This window comes from Burkholderia sp. SRS-W-2-2016, assembly GCF_001931485.1.
In the GTDB taxonomy this organism is placed as follows: domain Bacteria; phylum Pseudomonadota; class Gammaproteobacteria; order Burkholderiales; family Burkholderiaceae; genus Paraburkholderia.
Genome location: NZ_MSDV01000012.1, coordinates 112,110 through 127,079, shown reverse-complemented (window position 1 = coordinate 127,079; position 14,970 = coordinate 112,110). Strand labels below are relative to the sequence as shown.

The 14,970-nt window shown below is 65.7% G+C and carries 13 protein-coding genes; 7 read left to right on the top strand and 6 right to left on the bottom strand.

Annotated elements, in window-relative coordinates; all coding sequences use genetic code 11:
- The 3 genes from ureE to ureG are packed head-to-tail and all read left to right on the top strand — an operon-like array spanning position 1 to position 2,117.
- Positions 1 to 738 carry an urease accessory protein UreE gene (gene ureE / locus BTH42_RS03510; RefSeq protein WP_075295813.1) on the top strand — a complete coding sequence of 246 codons (738 nt, stop codon included), beginning with the start codon at positions 1 to 3 and terminating at the stop codon, positions 736 to 738.
- Positions 725 to 1,405, top strand: coding sequence for an urease accessory protein UreF (locus BTH42_RS03505; RefSeq protein WP_075295811.1), 681 nt, complete (start codon positions 725 to 727; stop codon positions 1,403 to 1,405). Before ureE ends, BTH42_RS03505 begins: the two co-directional genes overlap by 14 nt.
- A 55-nt stretch (positions 1,406 to 1,460) precedes the next feature.
- Positions 1,461 to 2,117 (top strand): urease accessory protein UreG, encoded by a 657-nt coding sequence (ureG, locus tag BTH42_RS03500; RefSeq protein WP_075295809.1) that lies wholly within the window; start codon positions 1,461 to 1,463, stop codon positions 2,115 to 2,117.
- 47 nt (positions 2,118 to 2,164) lie between these two features.
- On the opposite strand, the gene waaA is transcribed toward ureG, so the two are convergent.
- From waaA to BTH42_RS03480, 4 genes are all read right to left on the bottom strand, one after another.
- On the bottom strand, positions 2,165 to 3,478 hold the full coding sequence (gene waaA / locus BTH42_RS03495) for a lipid IV(A) 3-deoxy-D-manno-octulosonic acid transferase (protein WP_075295807.1): 1,314 nt from the start codon (positions 3,476 to 3,478) through the stop codon (positions 2,165 to 2,167).
- Positions 3,479 to 3,596: 118 nt separating this feature from the next.
- Complete coding sequence (locus BTH42_RS03490; protein ID WP_075295805.1) at positions 3,597 to 4,481, bottom strand: Kdo hydroxylase family protein; 885 nt, start codon at positions 4,479 to 4,481, stop codon at positions 3,597 to 3,599.
- A 79-nt stretch (positions 4,482 to 4,560) separates the two neighbouring features.
- Positions 4,561 to 5,562, bottom strand: a complete 1,002-nt coding sequence (waaC, locus tag BTH42_RS03485) for a lipopolysaccharide heptosyltransferase I (RefSeq protein WP_075295803.1) — start codon at positions 5,560 to 5,562, stop codon at positions 4,561 to 4,563.
- Between the two features lie 208 nt (positions 5,563 to 5,770).
- Positions 5,771 to 7,165, bottom strand: coding sequence for a phosphomannomutase/phosphoglucomutase (locus tag BTH42_RS03480; protein WP_075295801.1), 1,395 nt, complete (start codon positions 7,163 to 7,165; stop codon positions 5,771 to 5,773).
- A gap of 340 nt (positions 7,166 to 7,505) precedes the next feature.
- Between BTH42_RS03480 and BTH42_RS03475 the strand changes: the two genes are divergently transcribed.
- The 4 genes from BTH42_RS03475 to galE all read left to right on the top strand — a co-directional run bounded on the left by BTH42_RS03475 (position 7,506) and on the right by galE (position 11,859).
- Positions 7,506 to 8,768 carry an oligosaccharide flippase family protein gene (locus BTH42_RS03475; RefSeq protein ID WP_075295799.1) on the top strand — a complete coding sequence of 421 codons (1,263 nt, stop codon included), beginning with the start codon at positions 7,506 to 7,508 and terminating at the stop codon, positions 8,766 to 8,768.
- Entirely contained in the window at positions 8,765 to 9,595 is an 831-nt protein-coding gene (locus BTH42_RS03470; protein WP_075295797.1) for a glycosyltransferase, read from the top strand. The genes BTH42_RS03475 and BTH42_RS03470 overlap by 4 nt, the downstream gene beginning before the upstream one ends.
- Before the next feature lie 80 nt (positions 9,596 to 9,675).
- On the top strand, positions 9,676 to 10,824 hold the full coding sequence (locus tag BTH42_RS03465) for a glycosyltransferase family 4 protein (protein ID WP_075295795.1): 1,149 nt from the start codon (positions 9,676 to 9,678) through the stop codon (positions 10,822 to 10,824).
- 12 nt (positions 10,825 to 10,836) lie between these two features.
- Positions 10,837 to 11,859 carry a UDP-glucose 4-epimerase GalE gene (gene galE, locus BTH42_RS03460; RefSeq protein ID WP_075295793.1) on the top strand — a complete coding sequence of 341 codons (1,023 nt, stop codon included), beginning with the start codon at positions 10,837 to 10,839 and terminating at the stop codon, positions 11,857 to 11,859.
- Between the two features lie 29 nt (positions 11,860 to 11,888).
- On the opposite strand, the gene wecB is transcribed toward galE, so the two are convergent.
- A complete protein-coding gene (gene wecB, locus BTH42_RS03455) occupies positions 11,889 to 13,043 on the bottom strand; it encodes a non-hydrolyzing UDP-N-acetylglucosamine 2-epimerase (protein WP_075295791.1) in 1,155 nt (384 codons plus the stop codon).
- A 180-nt stretch (positions 13,044 to 13,223) separates the two neighbouring features.
- On the bottom strand, positions 13,224 to 14,792 hold the full coding sequence (locus BTH42_RS03450) for a methyl-accepting chemotaxis protein (RefSeq protein ID WP_075295789.1): 1,569 nt from the start codon (positions 14,790 to 14,792) through the stop codon (positions 13,224 to 13,226).
- Between the last annotated feature and the right edge of the window lie 178 nt (positions 14,793 to 14,970).

Sequence of the window (14,970 nt, the reverse complement as noted above, 5' to 3'; positions counted from 1 at the left end):
ATGCGTACTCTCGACAAGCGGCTCGCGCCGCATCTGAAGCTTGCCCCGGTGCTCGTGAAACGCGCGCCGACCCTGACACTCGCGTTCGACGAACGGCGCAAGAGCCGCCTCGCCGCGATGCTCGATGACGGCGAGGAAGTCGCCGTGCTGCTGCCGCGCGGCACCGTGCTGCGCGACGGCGACGTGCTGATCGCCGACGACGGCGGCCTCGTGCGGATCGTCGCGAAGGCCGAAGCGGTGCTGCTCGTGCGCGCCGCCGATGCGCTCACATTAACGCGTGCTGCGTATCACCTCGGTAATCGGCATACGCCGGTTGAGGTCGGTGCCGATTATCTGAAGCTCGAATACGATCCGGTGCTCGCCGATATGCTCACGCGCATTGGCGCGACGGTCGAGCGGGTGGAGTTGGCGTTTCAGCCGGAAGCGGGTGCTTATGGCGGTGGGCATAAGCATGGGCACGATGAGACGTTCGCTGAGGACTATGCGATAGCGCAGCAGGTGTTTGGGGAGCATCATGGGCATGGGCATGATTCGCACGGGCATGCTCATGATCACAGCGGATCGCACGGTCATTCGCACGACCATGAGGGCTCGCACGCTCACGCGCATTCGCACGAAACCGCGGAAGCTCACTCCCACAAGCACGATCACGATCACGATCACGAGCACAGCCACGGGCACGACCACGACGACTGCTGCGGGCACTCGCACCACCCGCATCATCATGCGCATCGCTGAACTCACCGCGCTGCTGCATCTCGCGTCGCCGGCGTTGCCGATCGGCGCGTTCAGCTATTCACAAGGACTCGAAGCCGCGATCGAAGCGCAGTTGATCACCGATGCCGATTCCGCCCGCGCGTGGATCGCAAGCGGTTTGACCGATGTGCTCGCGCGCGGCGAACTGCCGTTCCTCGCGCAGCAGATCGAACGCTGGCGCATGCACGACGCCACGGCTCTCGCCGACGCGAACGCGGAATTCCTCGCGAGCCGCGAGTCCGCCGAACTGCGTCGCGAGACTGAACAAATGGGTTGGTCGTTACGGCAACTGTGCGTATCGCTCGAATGGGGCGACGCGGCCCGGCGCACGACGCTCGCCGCAATCACCCCCCTCGCGCAGCCGACCGCATTCGCATTCGCGGCCCACGCGCACGACGCCGCGACCGATGCCGCGCTCGCCGCCTACGCGTTCAGCTGGGTCGAAAACCAGGCGGCCGCCGCACTGAAAGCGGTGCCGCTCGGCCAGCTCGCGGGGCAACGCATTATCGTCGCGCTGCGCGAGCCGATCGACGCGGCGGTCACGCGCGCGCTCGCCACTTCGCGCGAGAACCTCAACACCTTCGCGCCGCAACTGGGCATTCTGTCGGCGCGTCACGAGTCGCAGTATTCGCGGCTGTTCCGCTCGTAGCCGCGCTTGCACGACTCGCACACCCGGCACGCTCAGTACCACTGGACAATTCACCATGAACGCACCTCATCATCCCGCTGCTCACATGAACGCTCGCACGAAGAAATTGCCGCCGCTGCGCGTGGGCGTCGGCGGCCCGGTCGGCTCGGGCAAGACCACGCTGCTCGAAATGCTGTGCAAGGCGATGCGCGACCAGTACGACCTCGTCGCGATCACCAACGACATCTACACGAAGGAAGATCAGCGCCTGCTGACGGTGGCGGGCGCGCTGCCGGCCGAGCGGATCATGGGCGTCGAGACGGGCGGCTGCCCGCACACGGCGATCCGCGAAGATGCGTCGATCAACCTCGAAGCGGTCGACCGTATGCTCACGCGCTTTCCGGATGCGGACATCGTGTTCATCGAATCGGGCGGCGACAATCTCGCGGCGACATTCAGCCCGGAACTGTCGGACCTGACGATCTACGTGATCGACGTCGCGGGCGGCGAGAAGATTCCGCGCAAGGGCGGCCCGGGCATCACGAAGTCGGATCTGTTGGTGATCAACAAGACGGACCTCGCGCCGATGGTCGGCGCGAACCTCGACGTGATGGCGTCGGATGCGAAGAAGATGCGCGGCGAGCGGCCGTTCGTGATGTGCAATCTGAAGGCGCTCGACGGGTTGGATGAGGTGGTCGCGTTTATCGAGAAGAAGGGGTTGTTGAGGGTTTGAGGCTGCGAAGAAAAGACGCCGCATTGCACGGCGTCTCTTCTGTCCTACTACTCCGGCAACAACGCCGCCAACACATCCACCGTCCGCGCGGTCGCCCCACGATGCCGCGCCGCAAACGCCGCCGCCGCCCCGCCCATCGCGAGCCGGCGCGCCTTATCGCCGAACAGCTCCCGCAACGCCCGCGCCAGATCGGCCGGATCCCGCACCTGCACCGCGGCGCCGGCCGCGACCGCATCGGCGGTAGCCTGCGTGAAGTTGAACACATGCGGCCCGATCAGCACCGGCACACCGACCGCACAAGCCTCGATCAGGTTCTGCCCACCGAGCGGCAACAGACTGCCGCCGATAAACGCCAGATCCGAAGCCGCGTAATAAGCGCCCAACTCGCCCATCGAATCGCCGAGCAGCACCTTCACATCGCGCGGCAACGCAGCCACTCCGCCCTCGGCGCCAAGCGCCGCCGACGCAACCTTCGCATCGGGCGCCCATGTCGAGCGCCGCTCGATCCGCAGCCCCGCCTTATCGACCAGCGCGGCGACCTCGTTGAAGCGCTGCGGATGACGCGGCACCAGAATCAGCAATGCATCGTCGACGCCGAGCGCCGCGAACGCGTCGAGCACCAACGCTTCTTCCCCCTCGCGAGTACTCGCCGCAACCCACACCGGCCGCGCACCGATCGCCGCGCGCCACGCATGACCGCGCGCCGCCAGTTCGGGCGGCGTGCTCATATCGAACTTCAGATTACCGAGCACCGCGACGTTGCGTGCACCGAGCGCGCTCAGCCGTTCGGCATCCGAAGGACTTTGCGCAAGCACGCGCGCAAAGCCACCGAACACGTCCTTCGTCGCGCCGCCGAACTTCGCCGCGCGACGATACGAACGCGCCGACATCCGCGCATTGGTCAGCACCAGCGGCACGTCCGCGCGCCGGCATTCGTCGATCAGCGTCGGCCACACCTCGGTTTCCATCACCAGCCCGAGGGTCGGGCGCCACGCGCGCAGAAAGCGCCGCACAGCGCCCGGCATGTCGTACGGCAGATAGCTGCGCAGCACCCGGTCGCCGAAAATCTCGATGCCGGTCGCACGACCGCTCGGCGTCATATGAGTCAACAGGATGCGCGCATCGGGCCGCGCCTTCATCAGCGCATCGATCAGCGGTTGCGCGGCGCGCGTCTCGCCGACCGACACCGCATGCACCCAGATCAACGGCGCGGAATGCTCAGGCAAACGCCCGCGCGAATAACCGAAACGCTCGCCGATATGCTCGCGATAACCGCGCTCCTTGCGTGAACGGATCAGCAGACGCAACACCGCCAGCGGCGCGATCAGCCACCAGAGCGCGCGATAAATCGCTCTTAGCATCGAGACTCCGGGTGGCAGCAAAAATCGAACGGAGAGATACGCATGCGCCGCGGGTTCGGCGCACAGCGCGGCGAGCGGGCCGGCGACGCCGGCACCGCGAAAGAACGAACCGCCGCGTTCAAACCAGCGCCCTGCCCTTCAGGCGCTCGAGAATGCCGAGCGGCGCGCATTCGGGTTGCGCCATCGCCTTGACCGGCAGGAAGAAGGTCTGTTCCATCATGAACTGGCCGGACATCACCGCATGCGAAGTCTGATCGGAGAAGCACACCCACACGCTGCCCGGCGGAAACGGCATGGTCTGCTGCGGACTGCTCTTCTGATAGTCGAGATCGGCCTTCATCCCGTCGTGCAGATGCAGCATCAGATGGTCGTACTCGCTGCGCGGCGTCTTGGTGATGTGCAGCAGATTCAGCAGCCAGGCCGCGCCCGGCATCTGCGGCTTGATGCGCGGCAGAAAACGCTGCGCCATATCCTCGAACGGTTCGCCGACGCGCCACACGCGCGGCGCGCCGTGCGGATTGACGTTGGTGAACACCCGCAAAATGCGCTCGCCGTAATTCGGCCGCGATGGAAACGCGTCGACGTGCAGACGGCTATCGTCCTTGCGCCACGAAGTTTCGCGCGTTTCGACCTGATGCAGCCGCAGACTGGTCGGCGCGACGCGCAGCTTGCCGTCGTATTCGGGAAACAGCCCATCGACCAGCGTGCGGGCATTGGCCTGATAACGCGCGATCAACGCGCGCACCGCCGACTGCGTGACCGCGTCGCCGGCCACGCCGTGCAGCGCGCCGCCGTTCGGTTCGAGGCTGATGTTCTTGCGGTTCGGATCGGCGAGCGCCGGGTCGAGCAGCGCCTGCTCGCCGCCTTCGATCGCAAAGCGCAGGTTCGGGAAGTACAGCACCTTGCCGCGCTCGACGCCGGCCAGCAGCGTCTCGCGCGGCACGGACAGATTGCGGCCGTGCCAGTCGGCGTTCGCTACTTCGATGATCTGGGTTTCGTTCATGGTCGCCCTTGAATACGGAGGGTGCGCGAGGCGAAGCGCACCGACGGTTGCCGCGGCTGCGGTTGCCTGCCGGTCCCGCTTACAGCAGACCGAAAGCGGCCAGCGCCGACTTGACCTGTTGGAGCGTGGGCGGCTGTCCGGCCGAGCCGAGATTAACGACGTTCGGCGACCAGTAGCCGCCGGTACGCCACGCGGTCGAGAAATTGTACAACTCGACCGTCGGCCGCTTCAGCGCCGCGGCGATGTGAACCAGACCGGTGTCCACCCCGACCGTCGCGGCCGCGCCGTCGATCAGCCCGACCACCGCCGGCAGCGACAGCTTCGGCGGCACGATCGCGGCCGCGCCGAATTCCTTCGCGAGCCGTTCGCTGGTCGCGCGCTCGGCGTCGCTGCCCCACGGCAGCACGATCGACGCGCCGCGCCGCACCAGCGACTGGCCCAGTTCGATCCACGCGGTATCGGGCCACTGCTTGTCGGCGCGCGAAGTCGCGTGCACGAACACCACGTAAGGCACCGGCAGATTCAGATTGGCTTGCGACAGCGCCAGCGCCGCGCGCCCGGTGTCGAGACCGAAGTCGATCTCGTCGGTCGGTTGCGGCGCCGGGTCGTCGAGCGCCGCGGCGACCAGTTGGCGAGTCCGCTCGACCACGTGGGTACGCGGCTCGATCGGCACGCGCCGGTCATAGAAGAAGCGCACCGGCCATTCGTAGCCGGCGCCGTCGGTGCGGTTGCCGAGACCCACCAGCGGGCCGCGCGCCATGCTCGCGACCCACGCGGTCTTGATCAAGCCCTGGCAATCGATCACGAGGTCGTAGTTCTCGGCCACGAGCGCGCGGCGAAACGCGCCGATCTCGCGCCAGTTGTCGACCGACAGGATGCGCTTGCGCCAGCGCCGCAGCGACACCGGAATCGCGCGCCGCACGCCGGTCACGAGTTCGACGAGCCCGACGAAGCTTTCCTCGACCAGCCAGTCGATCTGCGCGTCCGGATGGCGGCGCCGGATGTCGGCGATTGCCGGCATGTTGTGAACGACGTCGCCGAGTGACGACACCCTCACGATCAATATCTTTTGCGCGCTCAAGTGTGGGAAAACCGGTTATCCGGCTCGAAAATGCGTTGAAAGGAGCGCAATTCTAGCGCGTCGGATCTTTAATACATGAAAAACGCGGCGCGGGTAAGAAACCCGCGCCGCGTTCATAGGCGACTGCCCCGCTGCGAGCCGTTGCCGATGGTTTCGCGACAGGCCGAGGCACGCCGCGCAATCAGTCGGCATCGACCGGCATCAGCCGTCAGAACGGCAGTTTCGCATCGGCCTTTTCCGCCAGGATCACGCGGCGGAAGTCTTCCTGGATGCGCTTGAGCGCCGCGTCGTTGTCGGCCTCGAAACGCATCACGACGACCGGCGTCGTGTTCGACGAACGCGCGAGACCGAAACCGTCCGGATACTCGACCCGCAGACCGTCGATCTTCACGACGTTGTCCGCGCCGGTGAACGTCGCGCTTTGCTGCAGACGCGCGATCAGTTCGAAGTTTTCACCCTCTTCGAGCTTCAGTTGCAGCTCCGGCGTGGAGTGCGAGTTCGGCAGCGAATTGAGCAGCTTGCTCGGGTCCTGCACGCGCGTGAGGATTTCGAGCAGACGCGCGCCGGTGTACAGGCCGTCGTCGAAACCGTACCAGCGGTCCTTGAAGAACACGTGGCCGCTCATTTCGCCCGCCAGCGGCGCGCCGGTTTCGCGCAGCTTCGCCTTCACCAGCGAGTGGCCGGTCTTCCACATCAGCGGCTCGCCGCCCTTTTCCTTCACCCACTTCGCGAGGTTACGCGTGCACTTCACGTCGTAAATGATCTGCGCGCCCTTGTTGCGCGACAGCACTTCCTCGGCGAACAGCATCAGCTGACGGTCCGGGTAGATGATCTGGCCGTCTTTGGTGACCACGCCGAGACGGTCGCCGTCGCCGTCGAACGCGAAGCCGATTTCGGCGTCGGTTTCCTTCAGCGCGCGAATCACGTCTTCGAGGTTTTCCGGGTGAGCCGGGTCCGGGTGATGGTTCGGGAAGTTGCCGTCGACTTCGGTGAACAGTTCGACCAGTTCGCAGCCGAGCTTCTTGAACAGCTGCGGCGCCAGCGCGCCGGCGACGCCGTTGCCGGTGTCGACGACGATCTTGATCGGACGCGCGAGCTTCACGTCACTCGTAATGCGTTCGAGATACGCATCGCTGATGTCGTATTCGGTGTAGCTGCCGCTACCGTCGGCAAAGTTGCTCTCGACGATGCGCTGATGCAGCGCGAGGATCTGTTCGCCGTAAATGGCGGCGCCGCGCAGCACCATCTTGAAGCCGTTGTAGTCCGGCGGGTTATGGCTACCGGTGACGACGATGCACGAATCGACGCGGCGCTCGCCGCCCGGCAGTTGCAGCGGCACGCTCGCCGCGAAGTAGCCGACCGGGGTCGGCACCATGCCGACGTTGACCACGTCGACGCCGGCCGCACGCAGACCTTCCGACAACGCCTGGATCAGTTCGGGACCCGACAGACGCCCATCGCGCGCGACGACGACCGCGTCGCCGCCCTGCGCGCGCACTTCGCTACCGAAGGCGCGGCCGATGGAACGCGCCGCATCCGCGTCGAGCGTTTTGCCGATGACGCCGCGAATGTCATACGCCTTGAAAATGGATTTGGAGATCATGATGGCTCACTTGCGTGCAATGGAAATTTTTGACCTGCGCATCGCCGGAAATCGGTAAATTCGCGGTAAAACCGGGCGTTGCCACGCCGCGATGCGCCCTTGCCGGAAGCGGTCCGGTTCCAACTTATAATTGCGTTCTTCTGACCAGCCCGAATAACGCCATTCTAATGCTTAGACGCCCTCCTTTAGTAAAGTTGCCGCGGCTGCCGGCCGGGCGGGCGAGCGCGCTGCGAGGCATTTTCAAGGCCGCTGCGATAACCACCGGGACAGCCATTTTCAAGCCGATCCACACGATCACCGAGGGCGCTACACACCACCCGCAGCGGCGAGCGCGCACCGGATGCTGACGCTCAAACGCTTCGCCAATCCCGACGTCACCCGCGCATTCACGAACATCGTCTGGCTCGGACTCGAGCGGCTCACGCAGATCGGCGTCGCGATCGTGATCAGCGGGATACTCGCGCGCTACTTCGGTCCCGACACCTTCGGCAAATGGCAGTACGCGAATACGTTGCTGCTGGTGCTCTCGCCGATCACCTGGGTGTGCGGCGCCGAAATCCTCGTGCCGACCATCGTCAACCGGCCGCCCGAACAACTCGGCACCGTGCTCGGCAGCGCGTTCGCGCTGCGTATCTCGGTGTCGGCGCTCGCGTTGCTGGCGACATGGCTCGGCATCGCGCTGCATCTGTTCGAGCCGCTGGTCGGCGCGATGCTCGCCGGCCTCGCGGTGACGATGCTGTTTCGCGAGCCGTTCGTCGGCGTGATCAACGCGTGGCTGCAAAGCATGACCTTCAGCAAGCCGCAATTGCTGACCAGCATGAGCACCGCGATCCTGAAGGCCGCCGGCGTGTATCTGCTGGTGCGCGCCGCGGCCGCGCCCGCGCGTTTCGGCTGGCTGTGGGCGCTCGAATCCGCGGCGATCGGCGCGGTGCTGCTGCTCTACTTCATGCGCCGTCACGGCGGCAAGCTCGGCTGGCAGATCGACAAAACACTATTCAAACACTTCGCGAGCGCGGGGACGGTGTTCTGGCTCGGCCTAATCTGTATGTATTTGTTTCTGAAACTGGACCGGCTGATGCTCGAGCGCGCGATCTCGTTCGCCGACCTCGGCCGCTATTCGGCCGCCCAGCAACTGAACGAAAACTGGATCACGCTCGCGCTGATGCTCGCGCAAACGATCGCGCCGGCCTTCGTCTACCGGGTGCAGAACCTCGCGCAACTGCGCCGCAATATGTGGCGCCTCACCGCGCTGACCGCGCTGCTGATGATCGCCGGCGCGGCAGTGCTCGATCTGCTCGCGGGCTTCATCATCCGCCGGGTGTTCGGGCCGGATTTCGAAGGCGCGATCGACATCTTCCGCTGGGCCGTGTGGCTGTCGGTGCCGGCCGGCATCGAAGCGATCGGCAACCTCGTCGTGCTCAAGTATCAGGCCAAATTCGTGTTGCTCTCCAAGTGGCTGCTCGCGCTCGCGGTCGCGTTCGTGGTCAATCTGCTGGCCATCGAACGACTCGGCGCGTACGGCGCGCTGGTGGGTCTCGCGGCCGGTTATCTGGCGGCCGCCGCGGTTAATCTTTATTACATCCGTTTCAAATTGCGCCCATGACGAATGCATCCGCCACCGCGCAAACCACGCTCGACGATGTCGCGGTACTGATCCCCGCGTACAACGGCCAGGCGGACGTGAATCTTACGCTCGCGTCGTTTGAAGAAAGTGCGCTGGTGCACATACTGATCGTCGATGACGGCAGCACCCCGCCGATCGTCGCGCCGGCGCTGCCGAACCTGCGGATCGAAGTACTTCGGCTCGCGCAGAACGGCGGTATCGAACGCGCGCTGCAAACCGGCATCGACGCGCTCGCGCAGCGCGGCTTTCGTTATGCAGCCCGAATCGATGCGGGCGACCGCGCGGTGCCGCAACGGCTCGCAAAACAGCGCGCATATATGGAAGCGCATCCGCGCGTCGCGGGCCTCGGCATGTGGACCCAGGTGGTGTCGCGCGCGGGCGAGCCGCTCTTCATGCTGACGCCGCCGGCCGAACCGCACGCGATCCGCCAGCAACGTTTTTTCCGCTCATGCCTCGCGCATCCGTCGATGATGCTGCGTATCGATGCCGTGCGCACAGTCGGCAACTATCGGGCCGCGTATCGTTCGGCCGAAGACCTCGATCTGTTCGTCCGTTTGATGGAGCGTTACGAGTGCGCGAATCTGCCGGAGCTCGGCCTGTACTACGAGTTGAACGAAGGCGGGATCAGCGCGACGAAGCGGCGCCGCCAGATCGGCTCGACGCTGCGGCTGCAACTGCGCTACTTCAACCCGCTCAATCCGTACGACTGGCTGGGACTCGCGAAGAATCTGCTGCATCTGCTGCTGCCCTATCGCACGTTGCAGCGGGTCAAGCGGAAGCTGCTCGCGCCGCGCGCCGGTCATTGAACGTGGCGCGCAACCCGCGTCGCGTGGACGCTTCGGATCAACGTCCTGGCCGTTTCACTCAACACCCTGTTCTTCATCGCATGAAGCCCTCTTTCAAGTCGACGCCCGCGCTGCGCATTACACTCGTCTGCAACACGGCCTGGGCAATCTATACCTATCGGCAAGGGCTGATCCGCATGTTGATCGGACGCGGCGTCGACGTCACCGTGCTCGCGCCGCGCGACCGAACGTTCGAACTGCTTACCGCGATGGGCTGCCGCTGCATCGAGTTGCCGGTCGCGTCGAAAGGCACGAGTCCGCGCGAGGATCTGCGCACGCTGCTCGCGCTGTATCGCCAGTACCGGACCATTCGTCCGCACGTGGTGTTTCACTACACGATCAAGCCGAACATCTACGGCTCGATCGCGGCAAGGCTGGCCGGTGTGCAGTCGGTCGCGGTGACGACGGGGCTCGGCTACGTGTTCATCCAGCAGAGCCGCGCCGCGCAGATCGCCAAAAGGCTGTATCGTTTCGCGTTCCGTTTTCCGCGCGAAGTGTGGTTTCTGAATCGCGACGACGAAGCCGCGTTCGTCGAACAGAAGCTGCTCGTGCATCCGGAACGCGCGCGGCTGCTGCATGGCGAAGGCGTCGATCTCGAACAGTTCGCGTTCACGCCGCTGCGCGAGCGCGCGCAGTTTCGCTTCGTGCTGATCGGGCGGCTGCTGTGGGACAAGGGCGTCGGCGAATACGTGGAGGCCGCGCGGCAATTGCGCGAACGTTATCCGCAGGCGCGCTTCCAGCTGCTCGGGCCGGTCGGCGTCGACAATCCGAGCGCGATCACGCGTGACGAAGTCGCCGCGTGGGAACGGGAAGGCGTCATTGAATATCTCGGCGAAGCGCACGACGTGCGCCCGCATATCGCCGACGCCGATTGCGTGGTGCTGCCGTCGTATCGCGAAGGTGTGCCGCGCACGCTGATGGAAGCCTCGGCGATGGGCCGGCCGATCGTCGCGACCGATGTGCCCGGCTGCCGCGAAGTGGTGGCCGACGGCGTCAACGGCCTGCTGTGCGAAGTACGCAATGCCGGGAGCCTCGCCGCGAGTCTCGCGCGCATGCTCGACATGAGCGGCGCCGAGCGGCGCGCGATGGCCGAACGCGGCCGACAGAAAGTCGCGACGGAGTTCGACGAACGCAAGGTCGTCGATACCTATAAGGACCTGGTGCAGAAAATCACGGGCGTTTTACTTTAACGGAGCAACAGCATGACCACGAAGGGCACGATTCTGGTAACGGGCGGCGCGGGCTTCATCGGCTCGCACACCTGCGTCGAACTGCTTACTGGCGGCTACGATGTCGTGGTGATCGACAACCTCGTCAACAGCAAGGAAGAATCGCTGCGGCGCGTGGAGCAGATCACCGGCCGCGCGGTCACGTTCTACGCGGACGATGCGCGCGACGAAGCGGCATTGCAGCGGATTTTCGACGCGCATCCGATCACCGGCGCGATTCACTTCGCGGCGCTGAAGGCGGTCGGCGAGTCGGTCGCGAAGCCGCTCGAGTACTACGCGAACAATGTGGGCAGCCTGCTGACGCTGCTCGGCGTGATGCGCGACCGCAACGTCAAGCAGTTCGTGTTCAGCTCGTCGGCGACCGTCTACGGGGTGCCGAAAAGCTCGCCGATCGACGAATCGTTCCCGCTGTCGGCGACCAATCCGTATGGCCAGTCGAAGCTGATCGCCGAGCAGATCCTGCGCGATCTGGAACTGTCGGATCCGTCGTGGCGGATCGCGACGCTGCGCTATTTCAATCCGGTCGGCGCGCACGAGAGCGGGTTGATCGGTGAAGACCCGGCCGGCATTCCGAACAATCTGATGCCGTACGTCGCGCAGGTCGCGGTGGGCAAGCTCGAGAAGCTGCGCGTGTTCGGCGGCGACTACGAGACGCCCGACGGCACCGGCGTGCGCGATTACATCCACGTGGTCGATCTGGCGCGCGGCCACCTCGCGGCGCTCGATGCGCTGGTCAAGCGCGATGCGAGTTTCGTCGTCAATCTCGGCACCGGGCAGGGTTATAGCGTGCTGGACGTGGTGCGCTCGTTCGAGAAGGCGTCGGGCCGGCCGGTGCCGTACGAGATCGTCGCGCGCCGCCCGGGCGACGTCGCGCAGTGCTTCGCCGATCCGGCGGCGGCCGAGCGGATCATCGGCTGGCGCGCGCAGTACGGGATCGAGCGCATGTGCGCGGATCACTGGCGCTGGCAGTCGATGAATCCGCGGGGGTTTGCGTAAGTCACGCAGCCGCGCGGGACGGCCGCCGCTTATGCGGGGTCGTCGAGCAGCGCAGGCTGACGGGTGTCGGCGCAATGCTCGCGGCACCCCAGCTCGCGTTCGAGAATCTCGACGATCCGACGCGCCGCGTGACCGTCGCCATACGGCGACGCACCCTGCGCCATCTCGCGATAAGCGGCCGGGTCGGTAAGCAGTTGCCACGCTTTCTCGACGATGCGCGCGGTATCGGTGCCGACCAGTTCCGCGACGCCCATCGCGACCGCCTCGGGCCGCTCGGTCTCGTCGCGCAGCACCAGCACCGGCTTGCCGAGCGCGGGCGCCTCTTCCTGCACGCCGCCTGAATCGCTGAGAATCAGGTACGAAGCTTCCATCGCGGCGATGAACGACAGATAGTCGAGCGCCGGACATAACTCGACGCGCGGATGCTCCCCGAGCAATTCGCGCACGACCGACGCCACGTTCGGATTCGGATGCACCGGGAACAGCACGTCGAGGGAAGGATCCCGCGCCAGCAATTCCAGCACCGCCGCGCAGATGCGCCGCAGCGGCTCGCCGAAGTTTTCCCGCCGGTGGGTCGTCACCAGCATCATCCGGCGGCCGGCCGGCACGCCGCGCGCGGCTTTGTGCGGATGGCGGCGCGCGTCGAACAGCGCATCGATCACGGTATTGCCGGTCATGAACACGGTCTCGTCCGCGCACCGTTCGTCGCGCAGATTTTGCGCGGACGCCGCGGTGGGCGCGAAGTGCCAGCGGGTCAAGCGCCCGGTGACCACGCGGTTCATTTCTTCGGGGTACGGATTGCTCATGTCGTGGGTGCGCAGTCCCGCTTCCACGTGGCCGACCGGAATCCGGTTGTAGAACGCCACCAGCGACCCGGCCAGCACGCTGGTCGTGTCGCCCTGCACCAGCATCGCGGCGATGCCGGCGTCGCGGACCACGTCGTCGATCGACGCGATCAGGCGCGACGTCAGGCCGGCGAGCGTCTGGTTCGGCCGCATCAGGTTCAGATCGTGATCGGGCTGGATGCCGAACACGTGCAGCACCTGATCGAGCATGTCGCGGTGTTGCGCGGTCGCGATGACCAGCGGCTCGAGGTACGGGGATTCGTGCAGAGCCCGCACGATAGGCGCCATTTTGATTGCTTCCGGACGGGTGCCGAACAGCACCGCGACCTTCTTTTTCATCGCCTGCACGCTTCAGTCCATTTCGTTGCCGTTATTTTTCGCGCGGCAATCATACCTGAAAAGCCTGAGGCGACTTTTCGGCGGCGAGGACAACGAAAACGGCGGGACGGCAGCGGCGGTGCTCCGCAGGCGCGCGCGCCGTCAGCCCCGTTGCCCGTGTCAGGAGTCAGGCGTCACGCGTCAGGCCAACGCCGGCGACGCCCCGTCCAGACGAAACACCGAAATCGCGTCCTTCAGCACGATCGCCTGCTCTTCCAGCGACTTCGCCGCGGCGGCCGCCTGCTCGACCAGCGCCGCGTTGTGCTGGGTCACTTCGTCGATCTGCGAGACCGCCTTGTTGACCTGCTCGATGCCGTCGCTCTGCTCGAGCGCCGACGCCTCGATCTCGCTCATCACGCCGGTCACGCGCTCGACCGCCTTCATCGCTTCCTGAATCGTCTTCTGCGCGTCCGACACCAGCGAGGCGCCCTCCTCGACCTTCGCCGCCGATTCGCCGATCAGCTCCTTGATCTCCTTGGCCGCCGCGCCCGAGCGCTGCGCGAGGCTGCGCACTTCCGAGGCCACCACCGCGAACCCGCGCCCCTGCTCGCCCGCGCGCGCCGCCTCGACCGCCGCGTTCAGCGCGAGGATGTTGGTCTGAAACGCGATCCCCTCGATCATCCCGATGATCTCGGTGACCTTGCGCGACGATTCGCTGATGCCGTCCATCGTCTCCGTCACCCGCGACACCACCGTGCCGCCGCGCGTGACCGTATCGAGCGCGCCGTGCGCGAGACGGTTCGCCTGCTTCGCGTTGTCGGCGTTCTGTTTGACGGTCGCCGACAGCTGCTCCATGCTCGCCGCGGTCTGCTGCAATGCGGCCGCCTGCTGCTCGGTGCGGGCCGACAGATCGGCGTTGCCCGACGCGATTTCGTTCGCGCCCTGGGTGATCGCGCTGGTGCTGCCGCGCACCTTGCCGACCGTTTCGATCAGGCCGTCGCGCATCCGCGTCAGCGCGCCGAGCAGCTGGCCCATCTCGTTGCGCGAGCGCACCTTGATCGCGACGCTCAGGTCGCCCGCCGCGATCCGCTCGAAGTGCTTGACCGTCGCGTTGACCGGCTTAATCAGCGCCGCCGACAACGCGATGCGCGCGCCCACGCCGATCACGAGCGCGATCACCGCGATCGCGCCGAACAGCAGCGTCGCGAACTGGAAGCGCTGCGCGCCGGTCGCGGCCTGCCGATGCTGATCGTCGAGCTGGGCGGTTTCGAGCGCGTCGATCGCCTTCGAATAGGTCGCGTAGAAGCTGTTCGCGGTATCGCCCTGAATGTTGCGGAAGGTGTTGAAGTCGAAATCGGTCAGCGCCGTGAATTCCGGCTCGATCGCCTTGTCGACCAGCGCCGCGCGCGTCTGTTCGACGTTTTGCGCGAGCTTGCGCTCGGCCTCGCTCGCGAACGGGCCGGCCATGTAGTTGCGGAAATCCTTGTTCGATTCGACCAGCAGCTTGTGCGCGGCCGGCAGCAGATCGTCGGTCTGCTTGCCGACGCTGAACAGCGTCTGATAGGTGCCCAACGCGAGCTGCACCTGCAGCAGCTTTTCCGAGCTGGCCTTCAGATGCGACAGCGCGGCGGTGCTGCGCTGCGTGTCGGTGAGGCTGTCGTTGGCGAGCTTCAGCGCGCCGTAGCCGACAGCGATCACCGTCAGCAGGAAAGCGACGAACACGCTGATCACGAGCGTCAGTCCGCCACGAATTGTGATGTTGTTTAGCATTGGGTCTCCAGCGGTTGTTGCGCGCGACGTACACCGCGCCGCATCCCGGTTTACGGCGTTTGCCTAACTTCGCCACATAGGTGAAATCCATGAGAAGCCAGCACCGGCGGGCCTCGGCGGGCGACTAAAACGTCACTATCTGGGATTTTCGAGGCCCGCTTCCGCAAGCTTCGGCACC

Excerpts from the sequence above, each read along its gene's own strand:
- BTH42_RS03475 (WP_075295799.1), top strand. The coding sequence starts at position 7,506 with ATGCTGACGCTCAAACGCTTCGCCAATCCCGACGTCACCCGCGCATTC.
- BTH42_RS03490 (WP_075295805.1), bottom strand. The coding sequence starts at position 4,481 with ATGAACGAAACCCAGATCATCGAAGTAGCGAACGCCGACTGGCACGGC.
- BTH42_RS03470 (WP_075295797.1), top strand. The coding sequence starts at position 8,765 with ATGACGAATGCATCCGCCACCGCGCAAACCACGCTCGACGATGTCGCG.
- BTH42_RS03450 (WP_075295789.1), bottom strand. The coding sequence starts at position 14,792 with ATGCTAAACAACATCACAATTCGTGGCGGACTGACGCTCGTGATCAGC.
- ureG (WP_075295809.1), top strand. The coding sequence starts at position 1,461 with ATGAACGCACCTCATCATCCCGCTGCTCACATGAACGCTCGCACGAAG.
- BTH42_RS03465 (WP_075295795.1), top strand. The coding sequence starts at position 9,676 with ATGAAGCCCTCTTTCAAGTCGACGCCCGCGCTGCGCATTACACTCGTC.
- BTH42_RS03505 (WP_075295811.1), top strand. The coding sequence starts at position 725 with ATGCGCATCGCTGAACTCACCGCGCTGCTGCATCTCGCGTCGCCGGCG.
- wecB (WP_075295791.1), bottom strand. The coding sequence starts at position 13,043 with ATGAAAAAGAAGGTCGCGGTGCTGTTCGGCACCCGTCCGGAAGCAATC.
- galE (WP_075295793.1), top strand. The coding sequence starts at position 10,837 with ATGACCACGAAGGGCACGATTCTGGTAACGGGCGGCGCGGGCTTCATC.
- BTH42_RS03480 (WP_075295801.1), bottom strand. The coding sequence starts at position 7,165 with ATGATCTCCAAATCCATTTTCAAGGCGTATGACATTCGCGGCGTCATC.
- ureE (WP_075295813.1), top strand. The coding sequence starts at position 1 with ATGCGTACTCTCGACAAGCGGCTCGCGCCGCATCTGAAGCTTGCCCCG.
- waaA (WP_075295807.1), bottom strand. The coding sequence starts at position 3,478 with ATGCTAAGAGCGATTTATCGCGCGCTCTGGTGGCTGATCGCGCCGCTG.